This is a genomic window from Ligilactobacillus salivarius, assembly GCF_035231985.1.
Classification (GTDB): domain Bacteria; phylum Bacillota; class Bacilli; order Lactobacillales; family Lactobacillaceae; genus Ligilactobacillus; species Ligilactobacillus salivarius.
Map to the genome: position 1 here is coordinate 797364 of NZ_CP117983.1, position 26033 is coordinate 823396.

The 26033-nt window shown below is 32.9% G+C and carries 22 protein-coding genes and 1 tRNA gene; 16 read left to right on the forward strand and 7 right to left on the reverse strand.

From position 1 onward, the window contains the following. Positions 1 to 2: 2 nt before the first annotated feature. From PTA89_RS04040 to PTA89_RS04070, 7 genes are all read left to right on the forward strand, one after another. The gene (locus PTA89_RS04040; protein ID WP_161022416.1) at positions 3 to 602 is read left to right on the forward strand and encodes a major tail protein; all 600 of its coding nucleotides are present in this window, start codon (positions 3 to 5) and stop codon (positions 600 to 602) included. 69 nt (positions 603 to 671) lie between these two features. Further along, entirely contained in the window at positions 672 to 959 is a 288-nt protein-coding gene (gene gpG / locus PTA89_RS04045; RefSeq protein WP_161022417.1) for a phage tail assembly chaperone G, read from the forward strand. 182 nt (positions 960 to 1141) lie between these two features. Further along, positions 1142 to 5884 (forward strand): phage tail tape measure protein, encoded by a 4743-nt coding sequence (locus PTA89_RS04050; protein WP_324177426.1) that lies wholly within the window; start codon positions 1142 to 1144, stop codon positions 5882 to 5884. Then, on the forward strand, positions 5874 to 6584 hold the full coding sequence (locus PTA89_RS04055) for a phage tail family protein (RefSeq protein WP_324177427.1): 711 nt from the start codon (positions 5874 to 5876) through the stop codon (positions 6582 to 6584). Before PTA89_RS04050 ends, PTA89_RS04055 begins: the two co-directional genes overlap by 11 nt. Then, on the forward strand, positions 6585 to 8699 hold the full coding sequence (locus PTA89_RS04060) for a phage tail protein (protein WP_324177428.1): 2115 nt from the start codon (positions 6585 to 6587) through the stop codon (positions 8697 to 8699). A 164-nt stretch (positions 8700 to 8863) separates the two neighbouring features. After that, a complete protein-coding gene (locus PTA89_RS04065; RefSeq protein WP_324177429.1) occupies positions 8864 to 10489 on the forward strand; it encodes an SGNH/GDSL hydrolase family protein in 1626 nt (541 codons plus the stop codon). A 60-nt stretch (positions 10490 to 10549) separates the two neighbouring features. Further along, on the forward strand, positions 10550 to 11947 hold the full coding sequence (locus tag PTA89_RS04070) for an SGNH/GDSL hydrolase family protein (RefSeq protein ID WP_324177430.1): 1398 nt from the start codon (positions 10550 to 10552) through the stop codon (positions 11945 to 11947). A gap of 36 nt (positions 11948 to 11983) precedes the next feature. Here the strand turns inward: PTA89_RS04070 and PTA89_RS04075 are convergent, their stop codons facing one another. Both PTA89_RS04075 and PTA89_RS04080 read right to left on the reverse strand, forming a co-directional pair. Next, positions 11984 to 12880 carry an IS3 family transposase gene (locus PTA89_RS04075; protein WP_081538457.1) on the reverse strand — a complete coding sequence of 299 codons (897 nt, stop codon included), beginning with the start codon at positions 12878 to 12880 and terminating at the stop codon, positions 11984 to 11986. Positions 12881 to 12882: 2 nt separating this feature from the next. Then, the gene (locus PTA89_RS04080) at positions 12883 to 13401 is read right to left on the reverse strand and encodes a helix-turn-helix domain-containing protein (RefSeq protein WP_047036129.1); all 519 of its coding nucleotides are present in this window, start codon (positions 13399 to 13401) and stop codon (positions 12883 to 12885) included. A gap of 56 nt (positions 13402 to 13457) precedes the next feature. Here PTA89_RS04080 and PTA89_RS04085 point away from each other — a divergent pair, with 56 nt between their 5' ends. The 4 genes from PTA89_RS04085 (at position 13458) to PTA89_RS04100 (ending at position 15884) form a co-directional block, all read left to right on the forward strand. Next, the gene (locus PTA89_RS04085; RefSeq protein WP_324177431.1) at positions 13458 to 13625 is read left to right on the forward strand and encodes a hypothetical protein; all 168 of its coding nucleotides are present in this window, start codon (positions 13458 to 13460) and stop codon (positions 13623 to 13625) included. A gap of 84 nt (positions 13626 to 13709) precedes the next feature. Then, entirely contained in the window at positions 13710 to 14429 is a 720-nt protein-coding gene (locus PTA89_RS04090) for a hypothetical protein (protein WP_324177432.1), read from the forward strand. Beyond that, positions 14402 to 14941: a phage holin family protein gene (locus tag PTA89_RS04095; RefSeq protein WP_324177433.1), complete on the forward strand. Its 540-nt coding sequence runs from the start codon at positions 14402 to 14404 to the stop codon at positions 14939 to 14941. Before PTA89_RS04090 ends, PTA89_RS04095 begins: the two co-directional genes overlap by 28 nt. Before the next feature lies 1 nt (position 14942). Next, positions 14943 to 15884: a GH25 family lysozyme gene (locus PTA89_RS04100; RefSeq protein ID WP_324177434.1), complete on the forward strand. Its 942-nt coding sequence runs from the start codon at positions 14943 to 14945 to the stop codon at positions 15882 to 15884. Positions 15885 to 16081: 197 nt separating this feature from the next. Here PTA89_RS04100 and PTA89_RS04105 read toward each other — a convergent pair. From PTA89_RS04105 to PTA89_RS04115, 3 genes are all read right to left on the reverse strand, one after another. After that, positions 16082 to 16152 (reverse strand) — tRNA-Gly (locus PTA89_RS04105). Positions 16153 to 16199: 47 nt separating this feature from the next. After that, positions 16200 to 16409 carry a hypothetical protein gene (locus tag PTA89_RS04110; RefSeq protein WP_003700056.1) on the reverse strand — a complete coding sequence of 70 codons (210 nt, stop codon included), beginning with the start codon at positions 16407 to 16409 and terminating at the stop codon, positions 16200 to 16202. Between the two features lie 67 nt (positions 16410 to 16476). Beyond that, entirely contained in the window at positions 16477 to 17166 is a 690-nt protein-coding gene (locus tag PTA89_RS04115) for a YjjG family noncanonical pyrimidine nucleotidase (protein ID WP_003709981.1), read from the reverse strand. A 389-nt stretch (positions 17167 to 17555) separates the two neighbouring features. Between PTA89_RS04115 and argS the strand changes: the two genes are divergently transcribed. The 5 genes from argS to holA all read left to right on the forward strand — a co-directional run bounded on the left by argS (position 17556) and on the right by holA (position 23874). Continuing rightward, on the forward strand, positions 17556 to 19247 hold the full coding sequence (gene argS, locus PTA89_RS04120; RefSeq protein ID WP_003706123.1) for an arginine--tRNA ligase: 1692 nt from the start codon (positions 17556 to 17558) through the stop codon (positions 19245 to 19247). A 111-nt stretch (positions 19248 to 19358) separates the two neighbouring features. Then, on the forward strand, positions 19359 to 20048 hold the full coding sequence (locus tag PTA89_RS04125; RefSeq protein ID WP_087366223.1) for a helix-hairpin-helix domain-containing protein: 690 nt from the start codon (positions 19359 to 19361) through the stop codon (positions 20046 to 20048). Between the two features lie 43 nt (positions 20049 to 20091). Then, on the forward strand, positions 20092 to 20568 hold the full coding sequence (locus tag PTA89_RS04130; RefSeq protein ID WP_003706127.1) for a ComE operon protein 2: 477 nt from the start codon (positions 20092 to 20094) through the stop codon (positions 20566 to 20568). A gap of 96 nt (positions 20569 to 20664) precedes the next feature. Beyond that, positions 20665 to 22842, forward strand: coding sequence for a DNA internalization-related competence protein ComEC/Rec2 (locus tag PTA89_RS04135; RefSeq protein ID WP_324177459.1), 2178 nt, complete (start codon positions 20665 to 20667; stop codon positions 22840 to 22842). A gap of 9 nt (positions 22843 to 22851) precedes the next feature. Continuing rightward, a complete protein-coding gene (gene holA / locus PTA89_RS04140; RefSeq protein WP_081537946.1) occupies positions 22852 to 23874 on the forward strand; it encodes a DNA polymerase III subunit delta in 1023 nt (340 codons plus the stop codon). 12 nt (positions 23875 to 23886) lie between these two features. Here the strand turns inward: holA and fni are convergent, their stop codons facing one another. Both fni and PTA89_RS04150 read right to left on the reverse strand, forming a co-directional pair. After that, complete coding sequence (gene fni, locus PTA89_RS04145) at positions 23887 to 24939, reverse strand: type 2 isopentenyl-diphosphate Delta-isomerase (protein ID WP_069469409.1); 1053 nt, start codon at positions 24937 to 24939, stop codon at positions 23887 to 23889. Between the two features lie 15 nt (positions 24940 to 24954). Continuing rightward, a complete protein-coding gene (locus PTA89_RS04150) occupies positions 24955 to 26022 on the reverse strand; it encodes a phosphomevalonate kinase (protein WP_069469408.1) in 1068 nt (355 codons plus the stop codon). Positions 26023 to 26033 lie beyond the last annotated feature (11 nt).

Here is a 26033-nt window from a genome sequence, read left to right on the forward strand (position 1 = left end):
TTATGTACGTAGGTTTTGAACGTGTACGAATTCAACCACTTAATTTTGATGGAACAAAGATGACAGCAAAAGGCGACCAACTTGTTATTGAAGGTAAAGCTGACGCTGGTGGTGTTGTTCAAGCTGAAATTTCTGGAATTTCCAAAGAAGCTAAAGTAACATCAGCATCTAACGTTGCTTACTATATCAGTCGTAAGGGTGTAGATGCACCTAAGGTTGAATTTGAATTATTAGATGTTCCACAAAAAGTGGAAACAGTTATTTTAGGACGTAAGGAAACAACTAATGGTGTTCAATTAACAGGTAAAGATACTGAAGCACCATATTGTGCAATTACTCTTGAATCTAGCGATGCAAAAGGAAATACTGCTTTAGTTGGATTCTTTTACGGTGTATTTTCCAAAGATGGAGACACAATGAAGACTCTTGAAGTTGGTTCTGACTTTGAACCTGAAAATGAAAAATATACTTTTACAGCTAGTGCTAATCCTTTAAGTGATGAAACATTTGGTGGCCAATACATGGCTAAATATGCAGGTGCTGAAGAAGCTGCAATTAAAGAAATTAATCAAAAAGTTCTTTTAGTTAGTGAAGGTGTATAGAAATTTGTTAAAGAGATTAGACGGAGATAACATTCGCTAATCTCTTTATTTTTTTAGGAGGAAAAAAAGATGATTGAGTTAAAAATCAAAGACGCTCAAGGCAAAGATAAGGTGATAACACAAAACTGGGTATCTACTCGTACTATGCTTGATTACTTAGATGTATTAGGTAAGAAATACAAGACACAAGCTGAATACGTTAGAGCAACAGCTGAGATTATAGCTAAAACTATGGGAATTACTTCAGATGAAATTTTAGATGGAGTAAGTGGCCCAGGATATGACCTTTTTGTGCAAAGTTTCAATAACCAAATCATGGGTATTACTGACCCGGAAACCTTAGCGGAGATGAACTAACTCCGCTACAAGCTAAAGAATACATTTGGGATTTTATCAGAAGCCTAGTACAATCCTATAAATTTTCTATAAATGATGTACTAGATACTGATTTCAATGCTTTGGTTAAGGTTGTATCTAAACCTAAGCAAAAGAAAAAGGTGCATTCGCTATTTGAATTTATCGAGAAAGGAGGAGATTAAATGGCAGATGAAGAAGTATTAGGTAAAGTTGCGATTGAGATGGACTTAAAAGATTCTAAATTCAAGAGCCAATTATCTGGTACCAAGCAAGCTATTAAAAATACAATGTCTGAAATGCGGTCAAATATGGCAGTTATGAATGCAGCTGGAAGTAAATATGACGCTTTAGCTGCTAAGCAAAGAGGACTAAATCGTGTTTTAGAAGCTCAAACTAATCATATGAAAGCTTTGCAGAAACAGTATCAAGGATCAATTACTAAGTCTGGTGAATGGACTAGAGCAACAGCTAGATATGCACAACAATATAATGATGCACGTGGTAAGGTTGCTGCATTAAATCAGCAACTTATTCAGAATGCTAAAGCGATGGCAATAGCTAGAACTGAAACAACTGGATTTACTGGTAAATTAAATTCAATGGGGAAAGCTGCAAGTTCAGCAGGCGAAAAACTCACATCATTTGGTAAAAGTGCTACTGCTAAAATAACAGCTCCGTTAGCTGCAGGCTTTGTCTATGCTACAAAGTCAGCAGTAGACTTCAATTCTCAAATTCAAGCAATTGGGCCATTACTTACGAATGGTAAAGCTGTTACAAGTAAATATAGAGCTGAACTTCAGCAAATGTCACAAGCATCAATGGATTGGTCAAAACAATATGGAATTTCTACAAGTTCTATAAATGAAGGTATGGCCGAAATGGTTCGTAGAGGTTATAGTGCTGAACAAACATTAGGTGCAATGCCTAGTGTTCTAAATGCTGCTAAAGCATCTGGTGACGATTTTAATACAGTTATGCATACATCGACATCTGTATTGGAACAATTTGGATTACAATCTAAGTCAACTGCTGGAATGCTGAAGAATACCAATCGTGTTACTGATACCCTTACTTTTATTGCAAATAAAACTGCTGCAGGTTTTGCAGATTTAGGGGAAGCGATGACTTATGTAGGGCCAACAGCTCACGCTACTAATATGTCTTTAGAACAGACTGCTGCAGTATTAGGTATCATGGCCAATCGTGGTATTGAAGGTTCAGTTGCTGGTACTGCTTTACGTAGTGCATTAACACGTATGATTAAACCATCTAAACAAAATGCTCAAGGATTTAAAGAGCTGGGAATTAATATTGCTGATTTCAAGAAAGGTACTCTGACCTTGCCAGGTATTATTGATAAAATCAAGAAAAATACAAAAGATTGGACAGAAGAGAAACGTTCAGCAGCAATTGCAACGGCTTTTGGTACTGAAGCTCAAGCTGGTATGAATGCTTTAATCTCAGCTGGTAGCGGTGAACTTAGAAAGTATACTAAAGAAGCACAAAACGCATCAGGTACTACATCTAAGATTGCAGATCAATTAAACAATACTGATGCTAATAAAATGGCTAGATTTAAAGAGTCTGTTCATGTATTATCTATTGAAATTGGTCAAAAGCTATTACCTGCCTTAACTCCAGTTATCGATAAAGCATCTGAATGGATTGAAAGTTTCTCTAATATGGGCGATGGAATGCAGAAGTTCATCATTTATTCAGCTTTAGCGACTGCAGCAGTAGGGCCTTTGGCTTTAACTTTAGGAACATTGTTAAAGTCAATAGGTAGTATAGCTACTGGAACAGTTAAAATAACTGGTTTCTTTAGAGCATGGAAAGCTGGAGCTGCAGCAACTTCAGCGGTAAATGCTGCTATGGATGCAGGTGCTGTAAGTGCTACAGGTTTAGGAACTGCAGTAAGTGGTGCTAGTGGTGCTTTTTCACTATTAAATCCATATGTTTTAGGTACTGTTGCAGCAATTGGCTTAGGTGTAGCAGCATATGAACTATTTGGGAAAAAGTTAATTCAATCATCTGAGAGAACTGCTCGCTGGGGGTCAGATGTTGGTGCTACTGCTGATAAAGCTTTAAGTAGTATGCAGAACTCTACTCAACAAATTTCTGATTCATTATCAAGTATGGAAGAAGCATCTAGGACAAGCACTGCTAATATGTCTGCAAACTTTTCAAGAGAGTTAGGCACTATCTCTAAAACAGTTCAAACTCGAAAGAAAGAGATTGAAGATGGATTAAAAGGACTAGATGAAGATGTTCAGAAGTCTGTTCTATCAGCTGCTCAAAAAGAGCAAGATAGGTTGAATAAGAACTTACAAGATGCTCAAAAGAACGAAGAACAAGCTCAAAACATCTTAAAGAATCATGGCAATAAAGTATCTCAATTAACAGCTGAACAACGTGCGATGTTGCAAAACTATAATTTGCAAATGCAAGAAGATGAGTTAAATGCTTTGAAGATTACAGGATCTAAGCGTAAAACAATCATGGCTGCATTGAATAATGATGTTAAGAACATGACAACTGCTCAAAGACAAAATGCAGAGAACGAATTAATTGATTATCAACGTAAAGAAGTTAAACATTTTTATGACCAAGCTAAGCAACTTAAGAAAGCTTATGGTGCAAACTCTGCAGAATATAAAGCTGGATATAAAACACTAAGTAAGAACTTGGATGAATCTAGTGCTAAAACAGCTGCAGCATATATTAAAGTGGCCAAAGCTAATCATGAAAGTACTCAAAGCATTAAGCAAGATATGCTTGAGGCTGGATTATCATATAAGAATGGTATGGCTGAGTTACGTAGACAAGCTAAATCAGCTAGTGAAAACACAGGTGTTGTTGTTAAAGAAACAAATAATATGTCCAAATCTATGAAGAGTGCTGCTAAGATGTGGAATAACTTAGTCTTTGATAGCAAAACTGGAGAAGTTCGCACGAATGCTCAAGAAGAGATTAACAAAGCTGTTAAGTCATCTAAAAAGTGGAATCAGATTAAACTGCTTTTAAAAGAAGGTAAGTTAAGCACTAATGCTAAGTCTGAAGTGGCCACAGCTTTAATCTATGCTAAGAAATGGGATAGTTTAACTTGGAAAGAACAAAAGGCTTTAATTAAGACAGAAGGAACTCAAGATTTCGTTAAGTTACTTGAAGAATCTGGTGAATGGACTGACTTAAGTTTAGATGTTAAAAATGCAATTATTCATGCTGATGGTAAGAAAGATATTGTAGATGCAATTTTCCAAATGAATTATTGGAATAAGCTCACACCAAAAGAGCAAGATATGATTATTCATGATAAAGCATCTAAAAAAGCGATGAAACTTTTAGAGAAAATACATGAATGGAATAATCTTGATATGAAGACTCAAGAAGCAGTTGTAAATGGAGATAATAAAGTAATTGTTGACCTATTGATGAGACTTGGTCAATGGAATGCCTTAACTCTCAAACAACAACTAGCATACATTGAGGATAAGGGTGCTAAAGAGTTTTACAAATTATTCCACGATACAAAAGAATGGAACAATCTTACCATTGAACAAAAAGAAGCTATTGTGAATGCTCATGGTAATCAAGAATTGATTCAATCGTTACAAAGTGCAAATCTTTGGAATAGTTTAAGTCTTAAGCAATTAGAAGCTATTTTCGGTGTAAAAGGTAAGGAAGATTTAAACGATGCTTTATTTAAAGCTAATCAATGGGACTCTTTATCAATGCAGGAAAAATTAGCACAGATTGTTTCTAAAGGTGGCCAAGAACTGTATACCACATTATTGGATATGGGGAAATGGAATTCACAACCAGTTGAAGTTAAAGAAGCAATAGTTAACGCTAAAGGTAATGACCAATTGCAACAAGTAATGACAGACTATAATTTATGGGCTGGGTTACCTATCTCATCTTTAAAGGAAATCATTGCTGAAGATAAAGCTAGTGGAAACTTGAAACTAGCAAGAGAAGCGGTAGAAGCATGGTCAAGAGCTAATCCAGGAGAAGCAAAACAAGCCAAAGCATTAGATCTTGCATCATTGCAAATGAATACTGCCAAGGCTAGTGTTGATAGATATCGTATTACTGGAACTGGTGGAGCTAAGACAGCATTAGGTGTTAACTATGCATCACAAGCCTTTGATAGTGCTAAGGGTAGTGTTGATAATTATCGAAAGACTAGCCCAGGTGCTCCAAAGAATGCGATGGGTTATGACCAAGCTAGTGGAGCCTTTAACCGAGCTACTGCAGGAACTAGAACATGGAAAGGAACATCAGCTGGTGGTGCTAAAACCGCTAGAGCTATTGATAGGGCTAGTGGCCCTGCTAATGCGGCTACAAGTAGTGTTAGGAATTTCTCTAGTCAGAAAGATCATACAGTTACATTAACTACTTATATACGGACTATTAGGGAAAAAATATCCAAGGTTTTCCACAATGAAAAAGGTACTAACTATCACCCTGGTGGAATGATGATGGTTAATGACCAGAAAGGTAGAACATTTAGGGAATTAGTTCAGTTGCCAACTGGTGAGTCATTTATTCCACAAGGGCGAAATGTTATGTTTGATGCTCCACGTGGGACTAAAGTTTTAAGAGCATCTGAAACTGCTAAGAAATTTCCAGGTTTAAAGCAATATGCAAAAGGTACTATTGCAAAACCTACATTGAACTCAAACATGCAAGTATTCCAAGCAAGTACAAGCGTTCAAGATAATGCATCTAATATCATTGTTGCTAACTCTACAGATACCAGCGTTTTAGAAAAACAGATGAACCAAATGATAGGATTATTAACTGCAATTCTATCTAAGGAACAGTCGGTAAGCTTGAATGGCCAAAGCATTGGTAAATTTGTAGATAATTATCAATCTAAGAGTATATCTCTAGAAGAACGGGGTGTTTATAGTGGAACTTAGATCTGTAAAGATAGATGGAGTAGATTCTAACGAAGCTTATAAGTTAGCTATTTCAAATGCGATGATTGGTTATCCAGACAAAACCAAAACTAGAATTAGAATTCCAAACTCTAATATCTACTATGATTATGAGAAAGTATTTGGTGATTTGTATGAAGAGCGTACTTTAGAATATGATTTCTTGGTAATGATGCCAAATGCTTTATCAGAAGAAGATATGGAATATATCAAGTCACAAGTTATTAATTGGTTAACACCAGGTGTTGAGCATAGAATTGAAGATACTGCTATTCCATTTTATTACTTTATTGGCGAAATCAGTTCAGCTCCAGAGTGGTCACAAGATAATGGCTATGGCACACTAAAAGTCAAAATCAATTGCTACCCTTACAAAATTTCAGTAGATGATATGGGTGATGATTTGTGGGACTCATTTGACTTTAACAACGATGTAGCTCAATTCTTAGAGTTTGAAATCAATAAGGAAACAACCGAAAGGATATATAATGCTAGTTCAACTGCTGTATCACCTAAATTGATTGTGACTGGTAATGTAACGGTTGAAGCACATGGTGAAAAGGTCACTCTAAATGCTGGAACCTACACAGAAACCGAAATCAAGTTAAATGTTGGTTGGAATGATATTAAGTTATCTGGCAATGGTACAATCAAGTTTTCGTTTCATAAGGAAGTGTTGTAAGTGTATCTAGTAAAGATTAGGAATGGCGATGAAACTATCGTCATTCATGGGACTAAAAATAATACTTTGGGCGATGCTAAGGTATCTATGACAGTTAGTGCTGCATCATCTTTTACGTTTATAATTTATCCAAATAACACTGGATATTTTAAGTTGAGAGAATGGACGACTTATATCGATGTTACTCAATCAGGTAAATACATTTTTCGTGGACGAGTAATCGCAGTGGATCCTAAACACAACGAAGATGGAACTTTTTACAAAGAAATAACATGCGAGTCAGCTATGGCTTATCTAAACGACTCTATTTTGAGTTGGGAAAAGGTAGATAAGAAACCAGCTGACTTTTTTGTTGAATTGATTAACGAACATAACAAGCAAGTAGTTGATGCTGAGAAACAATTTAAGATTGCTGAGAATTCAGTTACTAACAATACCAATAACTTGTATTGTTACGTTGAAGATGGAATTAGCATTCTGGAAGAAATGAAGAATGATCTTCTGCAAAATGAAGATTTAGGTGGGGAACTTTCAATTGATTATCGAGAAGATGGGAATTATATATCCTGGACTAGAGATAAAAAGGCTAAAGGTCAGCAAGTAATAAAGTTGGCCAAGAATTTGAAGACCTTATCTGCCAAGCCAGACATTTCCAAAATTTGCTCGGTATTGTATCCATTTGGTGCTACTAAGGAAGTTCCAGTTGATCAAAAGAATGATGAGAAGACTAATGAAGTTTCAACACCACGAATTAATATATCTAGCGTCAACAATGGTAAGAATTACATTGAAGACCCTGAATTGATTAAAGTGATTGGTAGAGTATCGAATACAAAGACTTGGGAAAACATCAAAGAACCTAAAAATCTTCTGGCCAAAGCCCAAGAGTATCTTAAGACTATGCGAAACTATCGTATAGCTTATGAGTTGGATACAGTGGACTTACAACCATTGGGATTAGCTGCTGATTCGTTCGAATGTGGTAACTATTATCATGTAATCAATCCAGTAATCAATGTGGATGAATGGTTACGTTTAGTCGGTGTAACAATTAATTTGAACAAACCATCAGAGTCAACGCTGACTGTTGGTGATCAAGTCAAAAGATTAGTTGATTACAGTATGGATAACATCCAAACTGAACGTAATTTAAAACGCTTGGCAGCAGAGCAACAGATTTTAAAACATCAAAATAATATGCTGATTGATGAAAATAATCAACTCAAGCAAACAATTATTAAACTTTGGAATGACATTTTGTCAAAACAAGAATCTAACGACAGTAGTGGGTCAGCTTGGAACTGGCCATTTAAACCACCAGCTACAATTCGTTTTGACGGTGCTCAATTATTTGGTGTCAATCCAGGTGGTGAGTTTAGACCTAATGGCTTTCACGATGGTTTGGACTTTGGTTCAGTAAACTGGCCAGGATCAGAAGTTAAAGCTATTCATGATGGAACAGTAACTCTAAAAGGTGCTATGGATGGATTAGGGAACTATTTTGTCACTAATGGCGACGGTTTTAATATCGTGTATCAAGAAGCTTTTGGTTCAGCAAGTGATATTAGAGTTAACATTGGCGATCATGTAAAAGTTGGGGACGTTGTAGGAATTAGAACAACTGACCATTTGCACGTTGGTGTCACTAAACATGATTTTAATGCTGCTTTGGGTTCATCATTCAGCAACAATGGAACTTGGCTAGATCCTAAAAAGTTGATTGAAGATGGATTAAAAAACAACATGGGAACAACACAACCAGTCAATGGCGACTGGGGGCCAGTTATTCGAAATGCTGCTGCTAAGATGAAAGTCAATATAAGCGACGATGATGTAAATCGAATTAAAGCACTGATTGCTAATGAATCTGGTGGAAATCAAACAGTAACGCAACAAGTTTGGGATCAGAATATGGCAGCAGGAACACCAGCTCAAGGGCTATTGCAATATGTTCCTAGCACATTCAATGCATATGCAGTTGATGGCCACAGGAATATTAAGAGTGGCTTTGACCAACTGTTAGCATTCTTTAACAACTCAACATGGTCAAGTGATATTAGCTTGCATGGTTGGGGGCCAAATGGTTCTAAACGTTTCGATAAGATACCAGCTTAGAAAGGAGAAAAAACATGATTAAATTAGATAATCCAACCCTCATTTTTGAGTGGGGGGGGTAGCTAAACAACCTAGATTTAAGCAAGTAAACGGAGGTTGTGATAGCTCATAGTCATAGAATTGTGGTTATGTTTTCATGCCTCCATAAATAAGGAGGAATAAAATTGGTTTATAGAGACGAAACAGAGTTTGACTCTAGTAAAGATTGGACAGTAGATGAATTACGACAATTTATTTTAGAGAAAAAGTACGGAAAAGACGTTAGAGGAGCCATTGCCTATGCTTTGGCAAAAGTATATTCTGCACCTATCGGAGATATGATGAACTTGATTAATCAAAATTCACCATATAACGAGAAAAAGTTAAATAGTATAGAAAAGGATCCAGGATATTCTTATAACAGTGGCAATTCAAATTGGTGGGCTTTCGAAAAGTACTATACTAAAGGTTTTATCAAGAAAATTAAAATTACATTGACTACATCAAGCGACGTGTCAGTAAAAGTAGCTTTAATCAATAGAGCTGGTAAAGTGCTATCTACTCAACAAATTACAGGTAATGGAACTGTTGAAATTCCTATCAATGAGATGATTAAAGATGATTTTTATTTGGCAATTAAAGCACCATCTTTTAAATATACAACAAATTTAAAAAATAGCATACGATACTCAACAACATTCCCAAGTGATTTAAATACTGGAGATATATATACACCAATTTGGAAAACAGACAGTGTATTCACACCAGTTGTTGAAGTTGTATATACGGAATTATCAAGCTTACTATATGGTTTAGTTGACAAAAGCCAAAATTATCTTGAAATTCGACAAAACAAGATCACTAACTTTGATGATGCGATAAATCCTGGTGGCTATTGGGTTTCTGTTGATAATGGTTCAGATGCAGTTTTGAAAAACGCTCCAGAAAATTCAGAATGGGGTTATTATGCTGTTATTAATATTCCGTTTTATGAGGATCAAAAAATGAAATTTATGTTTCAAATAGCAACAACATATGTTTCTGACAAAGGTAAGGGAATTTATCTAAGATACTTAGTTGTAAAGTCCGACGGAACTATTGATGGATCAAATCAAACAATTAGGCAATGGTTGCCATTGCTAAATAATGATATTGGCTTTGAAAAGAATAGAGTTTTTATCGCTGGTGACTCTATAACAGCTGGACACCCTTATGAAAGTGAAACAAATATTGCATGGGCTAATCAAGTTGGTAAGCATTTAAATCTTAATGTTACTAGAGGTGCTAACAATGGATCAGGTTATTTATTTGTTAATGCTGGTAAATCAGCTATAACTATAGTTGACTCAACAGATTTTACAAAATATGACATAGCTATTTTAGCTTTTGGCACTAATGATTATGGCAATAATATAACTTTGGGCAAATTAGGCGATAATTATCCAACGAACCAAACTCTGTATGGTGCTATAGATTATGTAATAAATAAAATCTACAGTAGCAATCCAAAGATAACATTAATTCTATCAACACCTATCAATCGTTCTGATCACGGAACTAAAGCTGGTGGTTTTGGATACGGTGCGATCAATGATAAAGGATATACATTATCTGACGTTGTAGATGCCGAAATTGAAGTTGCGAGAAAGTATGGAGTTATCTGTCTAGATAATAGACAATCACCATTTAATGTTTTCTCGCTAAATTCTCTATTAGTGGATAACTTGCATCCAACTAGAGATGGATATAAAGTTCTAGGTTCATATTTAAGTGCTAGAATTGGGGCTCACATAAAACCATATAAGATTTAATTATGAAAACATAACCACATTTATAAGGAGGTAGATAATAAATAGAAAGGAAAATCTAAAATGACAGTTGAATATAGAGATGAGACACCATTTACTGGTGATTCTCATACACCTACTGAATTGGCAAATGCTATTCGCACTAAGAAATATGGTAAGGATGTAAGAGAGTCTATGGCACAAGCGGTTGAAGCTTTCAATGAAAATGCGATTGAATTTAAAGCTTTCAGCAATAATTTGAATCAATATTTAAATCGTAAAGTTTCGTATATGAATTTTGATTTGATTAGAAATTCGTATATTTCAGTTATTGATAATAGCGATATTACTCAAAAATATGACGAGAGGGCAAATCATAGTCCTAAAATTTCAGTAAAACCTGGGGAAACTTATTTTGTTTACAGCAAGAACTTTTGGGATGGGCGTTGTGTAGTTCTGATAGATGAGCAAAATAAATCTATTTCAGTATATCCTAGTTCGAGCGATAATAATGATTACACATTAACCGTTACAATTCCAGAAAATGCAGTGGGAATGTACGTAAATTGTGACGCAAAAACTACACCATTTGTAACTAAATTGGAAAGTTACGAGCCTAAAAAAGATATCCCTAACAGAGATATTAATTCAACATATATTTTCGAAAATGTAGATTACGAGACTGTTAATGGATATTTTTGGTCAAGCTATATATATCAAGGTTTTTCCAAAGATAATCGTGCGATTTCTATGAAAACACCATTACCAGTGAAAGCGGGAGAAATTTACAAAGTTTCTGGTAAAAATTTCTACAATGGAAAACTCTATTTAATTTTAGATGAATTTGGTAGGAGAATTGGAGAATTCCCACAAAATGACGGGGTTAGGTACCAAGATGTTATTCTTACAATACCAAACGGAGCTAGTTTTATTACATGCTCAGGCTATGGCGAGAAAACAGTTTTAGAAAAATGGACTGGAAAAATTGATGAATATATCAATAGAAAATGGGAGGCAATTGGTGACTCTCTAACAGATCCATCTACTTTAAAAGGTGCTAAAAATTATGTTGATTATGTTAAAGACGATTTAAAATTAACCAATGTTGTAAATAGTGGAATCGGAGGAACAGGATATATAGCTAACAATAACGGATCCACAACTAATTTTAGAACACGTCAATATAGTTCAGATGCTGATTTATATACAATATATGGATCTTTTAACGACGCATGGGCTTTCTCGGATTTTGGAACTGTAGATACTGGTGATGTTAATACATTGTATGGAGCAGTCAAAGCAACGCTTGATCATATCATTAGTATTAATAGGAATGCTAAAATTGGAATCATTGTTCCAGCTCCATGGGGACAAGTTAATGCTATGAATACTAGCCCAGTAGGCAATTTTGATAATGCAAAAGAATTTGGTGAAAACTATGTTAATGTTCTAAAAGAAGTCGGTATGCTATACGGAGTGTGAAGTGCAACAAAAAAGTTAGACAAAAATAAAATATTTTTAAGCAGCTAAGACATGGGTTCGGTAATCAACCGGACTCATGTTTTTTGTTTTATTGGAAATTCGGTCATTATTGTACCAATTGACATACTTGTTAAAGAAATGTGTGAACTGAGAAATACTCTTACATTTCTTTATTTCAAGCTGTGATTCAACTTTAAAAAGATGGAAAAAGCTTTCCATTGGGGCATTATCTAGGCAGTTTCCCTTGCGGGACATACTTTGAATTAAACCTAACGAATCAATCTTTTCACGGTAATATTCTAATTGGTAGTGCCATCCTTGGTCAGAATGGATAATTGGACTAAAGTTATTAGGGAGGTTATCCTCAAGCTGGTTTAATGTATCCATAATCAACAATTTATTTGGACTTTGGCTAACAGAAGCGGCTAAAACTTCCTTGGTAGCTTGATCTAAAATGACTGACATGTAAGCCCAGGTCGAATCACCTAGACGTACCTGTGAAACATCCGTATGAAGAACGGTAAAAGGAGATGTAGCATCAAATGTTTGGTTTAACAAGTTATCAGCTACCTTACCAACTGTACCTTTATAAGAAGAATAGTGATTATTTTTACGACGATTATACATAGCTGGTTGTACACCTAATTCGTTCATTAGGCGACGTAAAGTGGCTTCAGCCATGTGATATCCAGCTTTTTCAAGAAGTGGCATTATACGGCGATAGCCGTATGTGTAAGAACCTCTCCACTTACCTTTTTCCGCTATTTCCTTGATTACCACCTTAACATCAGCATACTTATCATTTTTATTGATGATACGTTTGCGTTCATCGTAATAGGTTGGTCGCTTCAAGTCAATCGTTTTTAGAAGCTCACCAATCCCATATCGTTCCTTTTTGGGCAAGTTTTGTTGGTCCACCCTGATCTGATCCACAATTATTGTTTTCTCCTTGGCTTTGAGGGTCCGAACAGGGTCAACGATTTTTTTAAGATATCACGCTCCATTTTGACTTGACGTAATTCACTCTTTAGTGCCGCAATTTCATCACTTTCCTTTTTTAAGATTTTGCGTGCATCCTTCTTTGTCATTTTTGACATCTTACTTGGCCTACCTTTCTTCTTGGGTTTCAAGGCCTCAGATCCACCTTCCATAAACAACTTCAACCAGATAGATATCTGTGAACACAAAAGATTATGGGAAGCTGCCACTTTGGACATTGAAACATCATTATTTAGGTAGTAGTTTATCACACGAAGTTTAAAATCAACAGTAAATTTACGTTTGAAATGTCGTAATTTCAACCCTTCGGGTCCTTTTAAATTGTATACAGTCCACCATTTTTTTAAGGTATCCTTTGGTAAAGAATACTTATTTTCTATCCATCGTTGTGAACAGCCAGTATCTAGGTATTCCTGAATAAGATCTAATTTGAATTTTTGAGTATATTTAGTCATACGAAAAAAGCACCTCACAATCACTAGACTTTGTCTAACAATTGTAAGGCACTTCAGTGCCAGTACTAGATTTATATCATAATTCAACATTAAGACCGTGGGATAACAATTTTATTTCTGAATTCTACCATGGTACTAGCTCAACAGACAGAACACATCTTAATACTAATGGTCACAAAAGGATAGCACCAATGATTTCAGATTTCATAAAAGAATTACTTTAATTTAGCGGTGGGTGGGAGGTAGAATTTCTTCTGAAAATAGAGTATAATTTTTGAGTTAATTCTATTTTTGGAGGAGAGAATTGGATGAATAATGAGTTTAAATTATATACAGTAGAAGAAATAAAAGAAAGTAATTATAAAAATTATCCAAATTATAGAATTCCTACAATAATTAGATATTTGCAAAAGCATGTATATTGTGTAGGTATAATTTGGAGTATTATTTTAATAAATATAGTTATATTCATAAGACCTATTATTTCTTTTTTTAAAATATTATTTGTCACTGATAAAGGTTTTCAATGGGTATCTATAACTGCAATAGTAGGTTTAGGAACTTTTATCTATAATATATATTCAACTCATAAAAATAACTATTATAATACAGTTTCCAAGGCTAGGATAGAGTGGATAAAAGAACATAGAAATAATATAGCAAAGTTGATACTAGATTGTGATAAATGTTTGTTTAAATTAAAAGAGTTGGTATATTTAAAAGAAAATGGAAAGGAAAAAGAGATTTCTTTTAAGGAAGATGAATTGTCAAAATTAAATCAGGAAATACAATTAATAATTAATAAGTTATTATTACAATTAAGTTCTAATGACGATAATAGTCAATTTGTAAATTGTATAGAAGATTGTGGTAGATGGGTGTCATCTATAGTAACTATATGGAATAATATAAAAGATAAAAGTAGATTTGATAACATATTATATGATACAACGGTTCAAAAAAATATAATGCTTGTATCACAAGATTATTATAAACGCGAATGGGAAAAGGCGAAAGCTGGGAAATAAAGCGTGGAGTTAGTCGTGATACAACGATTATTTTCACATATTCAAAGGAGATGATAGAGATTTTATTTCACGAACAACTATATAGCCATACAATAGAGATGATTGATAATCCAATTATTGTTGCTTTTGTATGGCTAGTACTAACAGATATTTTGACCGGTATTATTAAAGGCCAAAAAGCAAAACATACACCAGATATGACTAATAGCACAAAAGGATGGTATGGTATTGCCAAGCACATTTTGACAGTGTACTTGGTATTATCAATCTATCCTTTTTTTATTTCAATCGATTTAAACTATTTTGCACAGTTGATAACTATTGCTTGGGGATATCAGTATTTAGTTTCTATTTTAGAAAATCTACAAGCTATGCATATTAATGTAGTGTGGATACGTCGTATCGTTGATAGTGTGGCTAAAAGATACTTGGCCAAAGCTCAAGATGATTATAATCCTGCTGATTTTGATAAGCTCACAGGAAAGTATAAAGGACATAAGGAGGACAAATAACATGGTAAATTTAGTTGCAGATGTTGCTAGTTTTCAACCAGAAGATTTAGGTTTCTTTAAAGCTTTAGCATCTCAAGGAGTTAAAGCAGTGATCGTTAAATTAACAGAAGGTAGTGCAGATGGAACAGCCTATATCAATCCAAAAGCTCAAAACCAAATCATTAACGCACGTAAAGCGGGATTATTAGTAAATGCATATCACTTTGCACGTTATACAAGCATTCAAGACGCTAAAAATGAAGCTGATTTCTTTGTTACAACTGCTAAACGTATGGGAATTGGTACAGATAGTGTTATGGCGGTTGATTTAGAAGCCAGTGAAATCACACCAAATTTGAATGCTAAAACTAATGCATTCTTACAATATGTAAAAGATTGTGGCTATCCTAATGTTGATTACTATAGTATGGCATCTTGGTTTTGGAATGGAACATTAAATCCTGATATAATCTTGGCCAAGAATAAATGGGTGGCCAACTATGGTGTATCTCAACCAGGAGTTAATAACGTTGGTACATGGCAATTTAGTTCTAGTTGGACAGTTAATGGAGTTAAAGTTGATATGTCTTATGATTTCTCTGGATTCTATACAGAGCGTCATGTTACGACAAATTCTGAATCAGTTGTAAATACACCTAAACCAAAGCCACAAGCAGTTACTTATGATTCTTGGACTGACAATCTAGGTGATGTTTGGTACAAAGAAGATGGAAAATTTACCATCACTGTTACCGAAGGGATAGTTTTACGCTGGGGAGCCACAACTAAGTCTGCTAAAATTGGTGTTCTTCCAAAAGGTTCAGTTGTTAAGTATGATGCTTTCTGCCATTCCGGTGGATATGTATGGATCAGACAACCTCGTGGAAATGGACAATACGGTTACTTGCCAACTGGAGAAAGTTCTGGTGGCAAACGTACAAGTAGCTGGGGGAAATTTGAATAAATAATAAAGCTCATCTAGTCCTTAAAAGGATTGGATGAGCTTATTTTTGTACTTATTAAATTTATTATTTTTACCTAATGTAAAATGATTATAGAAAAGAAAAATCAAAGTTATATAAAATTTTTTCGGACACCCTTTCGGACCCTAATGTACAATACTTATTACTAGTAATGCGTCAAAGACTTGATAAATCAATAAGCGGGTAACGAGAATCGAACTCGCGACACCAGCTTGGGAAGCTGAAGTTTTACCACTAAACTATACCCGCAAGACATTGATAAGTATAACATAAAAATTTATCAATGTCAGTATATATTAAGCTGCTACTTTTTTCATATCAGAAAGGCGAACTACAGCACGATTATGAAAATCAGTTACTACAACAGAGTCTGCTTTATCATGTTCTACAATTGTAACCATTGCAGAATTTTCATAAATTTTTTCAATTGTACCGATAAAGTCATGAGTTAAAGAAGCAAATTTTTTACATTTAACGCGATCGCCAATTTCAAACTTAGTTTCCATAAAAATCTCCTTATATTACTAATTATCCTAAGAATATTAGCAAATTTTATTTGAATATGCAAGACAATTAACCAACAATTTGTAAAATATCCTGTAATTTATTTACTTGATAAGTAGGGGTAATTTTCTTATCAATAGGAGATGATTTAGGATTGTACCAAATAGAGTCTATGTTAGCATTGTGCCCACCTTGAATGTCAGATGTAAGTGAGTCACCAATAATAAGCGTATCATCAGGATTGAATTCAGATAGCTCATTAAATACGTTCTTAAAAAATCTAGCATCTGGTTTTTGATAGCCAATTTTTTGAGAAATAAAGATATCATCAAAAAACGAATTGAATCCGGTGTTGCGTAAACGACGTTCTTGAACAAAATCTATACCGTTTGTAACGACGTATAATTTATGCCCAGATTTTTTTAAAGTAGAAAGTAAATCTTTTGCTCCAGGAATAGTATCAGTACCAGTTGATAAGAACTCTAAGTATTCTCTATTCAAACTAAGTCCATCGATATTAAGATTAAATTCCTTTTTAAAGAAAGTAGTAAAACGATTAGTCATGAGTTCTTGTCTACTAATTTCTCCCAATTCTAATTTTTTCCATAGACTTTGATTAAATTTTACATAATTATCTTTTACAGTATCAGTTAATTTAATTCCATGCTTTTCAAAAAGTAATTCTAGAGCTCGATTTTCAGTAGCATGAAAATCCAATAAGGTATCATCAATATCAAATAATAGGATCGAGTAGCTCATGTGGAACCTCCAAAAATAGAAAATTTTCTTACATATTAAATTAAACTTCAGTAAATTTCAAGAAATAAATAAAAAAATCATAGATAGATTGACCTATAGATTAAGTTTTGTTATCATGTCTTCAGTAGTTTATTATGATTTATAACAGAGAATGAGTTTTCCCTGTGGTTTTGACTATTCTATGATAGAAATTAGTAGTTTATGAAAGTTCTAAGCGAGTCCAAGTTGGTGTGAGTTGGATAATGGAAGTAAATGAATCGCGTTTCTTAGAATAACAATTTAATATTTTTTGAGTGGATTACTAATCAAGTAGAGTGGTACCGCGGGAATTTCTCGTCTCTTGCATATTATTATGCAGGAGTTTTTTTATTTTTATATGGGAGGACAACATGGATTATAAAGTTAAAGTTGCTCAAGTTATTGAACAAGCTGTTGATGGAAAATTATCACAAGAAGATATTTTAGCTAAGATAGAAAAACCTAAGACACTTAATTTAGGGGATTATGCATTTCCTGCTTTTGTATTATCAAAAGTATTACGTAAAGCACCACAAATGATAGCTAGTGAATTGGTTGAAAAGATTGATCAAACAGGATTTGAAAAGGTAGAAGCAGTAGGACCATATGTAAATTTCTTTTTAGATAAAAAAGAATTCAGTAAAGATATATTATCTGAAGTTTTATCTGAAGGTTCTGCTTATGGTAACCAAGATTTAGGTCATGGTGGAAATGTTCCTATTGATATGTCTTCACCTAATATTGCAAAGCCAATGTCAATGGGACATCTACGTTCTACAGTTATCGGTAATTCTTTAGCATTATTACTTGAAAAAGTAAATTATAAGCCAATAAAAATAGATCATCTAGGTGACTGGGGAACACAATTTGGTAAATTAATTGTTGCATATAAACTATGGGGAAGTGAAGAAGAAGTTAAAGCTGACCCAATCAATAATTTATTGAAGTATTATGTTCGTTTCCATGAAGAAGATGTTAATAATCCTGAATTGGATGAAGAAGCACGTGAATGGTTTAAAAAGTTAGAAGATGGTGATGAAGAAGCACTTAAACTTTGGAAATGGTTCCGTGAAGAATCTCTAAAGAAATTTACTGAAGTATATGATCGCTTAAATATTACTTTTGATTCATATAATGGTGAAGCATTCTATAATGATAAAATGGATGAAATTACAGACTTGCTTCAAGAAAAGGGATTATTAAAAGAAAGTCAAGGGGCAGAAATTGTAGATTTAGAAAAATACGATTTAAACCCTGCTTTAATTAGAAAAACAGACGGAGCAACACTATATATTACTCGTGATTTAGCTGCTGCATTATATCGTTACCGTACATATGATTTCGTACAATCATTATACGTAGTAGGTCAAGAACAAACTAACCATTTTAAGCAATTGAAAGCTGTTTTAAAAGAAATGGGATACGATTGGTCAGATGATATTCATCATATTCCATTTGGATTGATTACATCCGGTGGTAAGAAGTTATCTACTCGTTCTGGACGTGTAATTTTATTAGAAGAAGTTTTAGATGATGCTGTTAAATTAGCTAATAAGCAAATCGAAGAAAAGAATCCAAACCTTGCTGACAAGGAAGAAGTGGCAGAAGCAGTAGGTGTAGGTGCTGTTGTCTTCCATGATTTGAAGAATGAAAGAATTAACAGTTTCGACTTTAACTTAGATGAAGTTGTTCGTTTTGAAGGAGAAACTGGACCATACGTACAATACTCACATGCTCGTGCCATGAGTATATTACGTAAAGCAGGCAATTTAGAGTTAGATTCTGATAACTTAGAAATTAGTGATCCAGAAGCATGGCAAACATTACGTTTATTAGCTGCTTTCCCTGAAACAGTAAAGAAAGCTGTTAGTGAATATGAACCTTCTGTTGTTGCAAAATATGCAATTCATTTAGCGAAAGCATTTAATAAATACTATGCACATTCTAGAATTTTGAATGATGATGCTGAAAAGAATGCAAGATTAGCATTAGTACAAAGTGTTGCTACTACATTAAAAGAATCCTTACGTTTATTAGGTGTAAAAGCTCCTAATGAAATGTAATTTATATTTTAAACAAGTCTCGATGGAGGCTTGTTTTTTTGTATTTTTTTGAAAAAAATTTTTTTTTGCGTATTTATTAATCTTAGAGGGAACTTAAGAAAGGAATAAGTGATGAAAGAAGAGATAAAAGAAAAACTTCAAGAGTTTCTAGAAAATAATAAATGGCAAATAGTAACCATTGTAATAGCAATAATTGTAACACTAATTTTTGTTTTACCTACTAGACACTCAGATAGTGATACTTTTGAAATATCTAGTAGCAGTACATCTCAAATAAGTAAAGTTTCTACATCTGTGCCGCAAGTTAAATCTAGTGTAGCTAGGAAGGAAATATTTGTAGATATTAAAGGAGCTGTTAAACATCCAGGTCTGTATAAAGCAAAACCAAATCAAAGACTAGCTTATATTATTCAACAAGCTGGAGGATTAGAAAATAATGCGGATGTTAGTAAGCTTAATTATGCACATAAATTAAGTGATCAAATGATGATTTATGTGCCCAAGCAAGGAGAAAACTATACTGGTGATGTAATTATAGAATTGCAATCGGAAAACACTATGAGTAGTGATACAAGTAATAGCAATACAACCGAGGAAACCGAAGATAACAATAAAATAAATCTTAATACTGCTACTAAAGAACAGTTAACACAATTGAATGGAATAGGAGACAAGAAAGCTGAGCTGATTATTTCATATCGCGATGAGCACGGCAAATTTAAAACAATTGATGAACTAAAGAATGTTTCCGGTATAGGAGATAAAACATTTGCTGCAATCTCAGATAAATTAACAGTTTAAACTATGTTATACTAAATAAAAACATATTTGGATGGTGAATTTTATGACCGATAAAAGAATACCTTGGAATCAGTATTTTATGTTACAAGCAGTATTGCTTTCATTAAGATCAACATGCGAAAGATTATCAGTTGGAGCAATTTTAGTTAGGGATAAGCGTGTAATTGCTGGAGGATACAACGGAGCTGTTTCTGGTGATGATCATTGCATTGACGTAGGTTGTTACGTTGTTGATGGACACTGTTTACGAACAATTCACGCAGAAATGAATGCAGTATTACAATGTTCAAAATTTGGAATTCCAACAGATGGGGCAGAAATTTATGTTACAGATTTTCCTTGTTTACAATGTACTAAATCATTGTTACAAGCAGGTATAAAGAAAATATATTATATGCGTAATTATCATAATGACGATTATGCGATAAGATTATTGAAACGAAAAAAAGTAGCAGTTGAACAAGTTAAAGTTGAACCTAAGTATTTAAATACAGTTTCAATAAATATTGCAGAAAATTAGGAATAAAAATTATTGTACAGGATTGTTATTTTTTTCTGTGCAATTCTTTTAGTGGTTATTGAATTACTATTTTTTGAATTCAATTATATTTTTATAGTGGTACTATGTTTAATTTGTTTGAGGATTTTATGTACTAAAAGTATTTGTATAGTAAACATTTGTTTAATATGGTGCCTAGGATGTATAACATATATTTTTAATTACTATCAATGTAGTAAAAGTAGAGAAATAAAACAAGAATTAAGTGTTAAAAACCAGCATATTTTGGTATATGCAGATAATATAAAAGTTAACGGAGATTTACTGACATTAACAGGAAGATGGTTAGAAGGAAAACAACAGATATGTACTTATTATTATTTAAAATCTAAAGCAGAGCAAAATTATTTAAAAAAACAAATAAATAGTGATGTATATACTGTAACAGGAAAAATTAAAGGAATTTCTCCTCCTACTAATGAAAATGAATTTGATTATAAAAAATTTTGTCAAAGTAAAAAGATATATAATGGGTTAACTGTTAAACATATAAGTTTAGAAAATAATAAAGTTCCCTCTAAATATAAACTTTTATGTAAATTACATGATTTAAGAAAAAGTATAATATGTTATCTACAATTATTTCCTAAGTATTTACGAGGATATTCAACAGCCTTAATAGTAGGGTATAGGGATGATAGATTTGATGATGTAAATAGTAGTATCAAAGAATTAGGCTTGTTATATCTTTTTAGTTTATCAGGAATGCATGTTTTTTATTTAGTGAGAATTCTGCAAAAATTAGCACAAATACTACGGATAACAGCAGAGACGGTAGATATGTGGTTGATCATTTGTCTTCCCATATATATGATTTTAGCAGGTTCTTCATCAAGTATTATACGTGCAGTATTTATGGTATGGATACCTATATTTAGTAGATATTTTTTATCAATAAAGATAGATAAATTAACTTCATGGTCATTGACGATAATTATAAACCTATTATATTCACCAATGATATTATTTACTATGGGGATGCAGTTAAGCTATTTGTTGACGTTAGTTTTAATTCTAAATGAGGAAGAAAATAGCATAAAGATTGGTATAAAGATGAGTGGATATAGTATACCATTAATGTTATGGCATACATATCAATGGAATGTACTAACTACTTTTCTATCTATATGCATTATTCCAATTTTTGAATATATAATTCTACCATTTACAATAATAGGAGTACTATTAAATGTCTTCTCAAAAATTAGTAATACTATTTTGTTTTTAATTTCGATCTTCTTTGAGAAATTAGCAGATAGTTCACCTATGATAACTTTTGGGAAACCGTATCTAACGGTAGTTATACTATTGCTATCACTTATGATCTGTTTAGAAGTTAGCAGGAGAAAAAATGTAATTATTTATCTACAAGTATTGGTATATATTTTTTCATATAGTCAAATACATCGAAATAAAGACGAATTAGTTTACTTTGACATCGGGCAAGGTGATGCTACTCTAATCAGAGAAAAAAATAATAATCAAGTAATTTTAGTAGATACAGGTGGGAAAGTTAGTTTTAAGCATGAAAAATGGAGAAGTAGGGTAAGCCAGACTAGTGGCGAAAGGGTTATAGTCAATTATCTGTTAAGTAAAGGAATTAATTCGATAGATAAGCTTTATTTAACACATCAAGATGCAGATCATGTTGGTAATTTTCCAAGTATTAGTCAAAAAATAAAGATCAAAAAAATTTTGGTTCCTTTAGGAATGGAGAAATTATCAAGTTTTAATAAAAGATTGAATGAATCGAATATCTGTAATGATAAAGTGGTAGAGCCTATTACTGATACTAGTGATCTTTCTAAAGAAAGAATAGATATTTTACATCCATTTGTTGAAGGAAAAGGGAAAAATGAAGATTCTATAGTTCTAAAATATACTATGGGCAGGCTAATTTTTTTAATTACGGGTGATTTAGATCAAGAAAATGAAATAAAAGTAATAGAAAAGTACCCTGATTTACGGTGTGATATTTTAAAAGTAGGACACCACGGGAGTAAAACATCAACTGCAGATCAATTTGTAAAAATTTTAAAACCTCAATATGCTATTATTTCGGTAGGTCTTAATAATAGGTATGGACATCCTAATATTGAAACATTGAGGACATTAAATGCAAATGGTATTCCGTATTTAATGACTTCCGATAAGGGAATGATAAAAGTAGTAAATGTGTCTAAAGACAAATTTTTTATGAGTACTAAATATGGAAAAATATTAATTAGAAAGTGAGATAGAAAAGTGAAAGTAGATGAGTTGCGCAAAGAAATAGAAAATAATAGTCTAAAAAATGTTTATTTAGTTTTAGGGGAAGATACATATCTTAATAATAAAGTTAAAGAATTATTTTGGAACTATATTCCTGAAAGTGATAGGGAATTTAATGCCGCAATTTATGATATGGAAACTACTTCGATTGCAACCGCAATAGCAGATGCAATTTCTGCTCCTTTTTTTAGTGAAAAAAGATTGGTGATTATTACTCATCCATATTTTTTAACAGGGGATACAAAGAAGCATTCTATCGAACAAGATGTAAATGAATTGATAGGATATTTGCAAAATCCTTCTCCAGATACTTTGTTAGTAGTATTAGCAAGTTATGAGAAGTTAGATTCACGTAAGAAAGTAGTTAAAGAGTTAAAGTCAAAAGCTGAAATAGTGAATACTTCCTCATTGAATGAATCTGAGATAAGACAATATCTTATAAAATATTGTGATGAGAAAAAAGTTATAATTGAAAAAAGAGCAATAGACAGATTAATTCAATTAACCAATGCTAATTTCTCTAAAATAATGAATGAACTTTCTAAACTAATAATAGCAACTGTTAATACTAAAAAGATTACAATTAGTGAGGTAGATGGATTAGTTACAAAATCGCTGGAACAAAATGTTTTTGACTTGGTAGATTTTGTTCGTGATAAAAAGATAAAAGAAGCATTTGAATTATATCATGAACTTTTAGAACAAAAAGAAGAGCCAATAAAAATAAATGCGATCTTAATTGGACAATTTAGATTACTTTTACAAGTTAAAATATTACAGAAGCATAGTTATGATCAAGGAAGTATTGCCTCAACTTTAAAAGTTCATCCCTTTAGAGTGAAATTAGCTATGCAGAATGCTCGTAAATTTAGCAATAATAGTTTGAAATCTGCTTACTTAGGTTTGGCCGAAATAGAAGAAAAGTTAAAAACAAGTAGTCAGAATCCAGAATTGTTGTTTCAATTATTTTTGACAAAATATGCGTATAAAAAATAAAGGTTGAGATTTTTAATCCCAACCTTTATTTTTTAATAACTCAGTCATTTGCTTTTTAAAAACTAATAACTCAGAGCTTAAAATTACTGGTAATTTATGTAAGTCGTCAATAGTTTTACAACCTAGCATCAACATAATTTTTTTAATTTCAACTTTTAAATTAGTTATATATTCAATTAAACTCTCAGTTCCTTGACGTAATAAAATATGTAAAAATAGGCCAGAAATACCAACATTGTCAGCTCCTAAAACTAAACATTTTACTATATCAAGAGAATTTCTAATTCCGCCAGAGGCAGTGAAAGAAATGTCTTCATCTACAAGTTTAGCAGCTACTAAGGATTGAGCAGTAGTCATACCAATATCTTGCAAAAATGCTAATTCTTTTTGTTTACGGCGACGATTTTCAATTTCTATAAAATTAGTACCACCCTTGCCAGAAAGATCGATATACTTAACACCAATATCAGCTAATTCTTTAATAGTTATAGGAGTTAATCCTTGTCCAACACCCTTAACAAGTAAAGGAAATGATGAATTATTAACTATTTCACGAATATTATCTTTCCACATAAATTCAGTATCGCCTTCAGGCATGACTAATTCTTGAGAAACATTAAGATGCAGTTCCATTGCATTAGCATCAATCATTTGTTGAGCAACATTGAAGTTTGAGTAAGAATGGCCGGCTCCAAGGTTACCTAACAAAAAGCCATTTGGATTTAGTTGCCTTATTTTACTGAAATTTGGTGATAAACTAGGATATTTTAAAGCAATACTTTGAGAGCCACAGGCCATAGGTATATTTGCTTTAGCAGCAACAGTTGCTAATTTATAGTTTATATCATCAGTTTGTGGACTTCCTCCAGTAATTGCGTTAATAAAAAAGGGGACAGGAATATCTTTACCAACTAGCGTACTTCTTATATCTATATCTGATAAATTTAACTCAGGTAAGTTACTATAAATTAATTGAACTTCATCTAACTGATTAGATGATTGAGTTTTAAAAAATTTTTCAGCTAAAGAAAGATGTTCATTTTTGCGATGTTGATGAATTTTCATAATAATCTCCTGTAATTAATCTTGATAAACGTGCAATGATAATGGGACTATTCCATTTTCTTTCCAATAAGTAAATAATGGCTCAACATTCATAGATTTATCAATTAGAACAATACCACAATCTCCTCCACCAGCACCAGAAGTTTTTGCTGCTCCACCAAATTTTTCTGCAGAAGTGATAAGTTTAGTTAGTAGGGGAGTTTCGATTTCTACAGAACTCAAACTAGCTAAATTTCGGAGTAATTCACGATTATATATTAATGATTCTTGAATTTTGGATAGAGAATTTTCCTTAAAACCAGTAATCATTGTATCGATACATTTCCAACTATTTTCTAAAAAATGATTGTATTTATTTTGATTATTAGCCTTATGAAGAGCAACTGCATCTACTAGATGTGAAGTTGATGCAGGAGATCCAGTCCAACCTATTAGAAGATTTAAGTTATCAGGTGGAGTCAATTGAGTAACTTTCAAATTAGGCCAATTTAAATCTAAAAGTTCGGAAATTGTGTAGGATCTTTGAGCGACTTTAAGCCATTCTTTATCGAAAGAATGATAAGCTATCCAACCACCGTAGACACTAGCAGCGATATCCCCTAAAGAACCGTTTCCTTGAACATTTAAATGAGCAATGGAAGCTAGTTTGAAAAGATGCTCTTTTGATAAATTTAGTTCATAAAATTCAGATAGAGCTTTAATAGTTGCTACAGTGACCGCAGCAGAAGAACCAAGTCCATATTTCTTTCCATCAGGACTATCTAATTCACTATCAATTTTTAGATGATAGAATTCCATTTTTTTACCTAGACTTTGGGCATATTCTTCGACTAAATTAATAGCAGATAAAATATAATGAAATGGATTGTCTCGATTATCAAAAATAATTTGATTACCTTCTCGTTTCCAATATAAAGAGTTTTCTTTATATTGTTTAGAAATGATTGACCCTAAATCATTACTCTTTTCTAAATTTACATATACAAATTGATCTAAAGCCACTAGAATAGCTGGTTGTCCAGTTTCAACAACAGCATATTCACCAGCAATGTATAATTTTCCTGGAGCTTTGACAGAAATCAAAACATCATAAC

Bases quoted from the DNA above. Each gene is read 5' to 3' on its own strand.
- PTA89_RS04040 (WP_161022416.1), top strand. From the start codon at position 3: ATGTACGTAGGTTTTGAACGTGTACGAATTCAACCACTTAATTTTGAT.
- gpG (WP_161022417.1), top strand. From the start codon at position 672: ATGATTGAGTTAAAAATCAAAGACGCTCAAGGCAAAGATAAGGTGATA.
- PTA89_RS04050 (WP_324177426.1), top strand. From the start codon at position 1,142: ATGGCAGATGAAGAAGTATTAGGTAAAGTTGCGATTGAGATGGACTTA.
- PTA89_RS04070 (WP_324177430.1), top strand. From the start codon at position 10,550: ATGACAGTTGAATATAGAGATGAGACACCATTTACTGGTGATTCTCAT.
- PTA89_RS04080 (WP_047036129.1), bottom strand. From the start codon at position 13,401: ATGACTAAATATACTCAAAAATTCAAATTAGATCTTATTCAGGAATAC.
- PTA89_RS04090 (WP_324177432.1), top strand. From the start codon at position 13,710: ATGAATAATGAGTTTAAATTATATACAGTAGAAGAAATAAAAGAAAGT.
- PTA89_RS04095 (WP_324177433.1), top strand. From the start codon at position 14,402: ATGGGAAAAGGCGAAAGCTGGGAAATAAAGCGTGGAGTTAGTCGTGAT.
- PTA89_RS04100 (WP_324177434.1), top strand. From the start codon at position 14,943: ATGGTAAATTTAGTTGCAGATGTTGCTAGTTTTCAACCAGAAGATTTA.
- PTA89_RS04110 (WP_003700056.1), bottom strand. From the start codon at position 16,409: ATGGAAACTAAGTTTGAAATTGGCGATCGCGTTAAATGTAAAAAATTT.
- PTA89_RS04115 (WP_003709981.1), bottom strand. From the start codon at position 17,166: ATGAGCTACTCGATCCTATTATTTGATATTGATGATACCTTATTGGAT.
- argS (WP_003706123.1), top strand. From the start codon at position 17,556: ATGGATTATAAAGTTAAAGTTGCTCAAGTTATTGAACAAGCTGTTGAT.
- PTA89_RS04125 (WP_087366223.1), top strand. From the start codon at position 19,359: ATGAAAGAAGAGATAAAAGAAAAACTTCAAGAGTTTCTAGAAAATAAT.
- PTA89_RS04130 (WP_003706127.1), top strand. From the start codon at position 20,092: ATGACCGATAAAAGAATACCTTGGAATCAGTATTTTATGTTACAAGCA.
- fni (WP_069469409.1), bottom strand. From the start codon at position 24,939: ATGAAAATTCATCAACATCGCAAAAATGAACATCTTTCTTTAGCTGAA.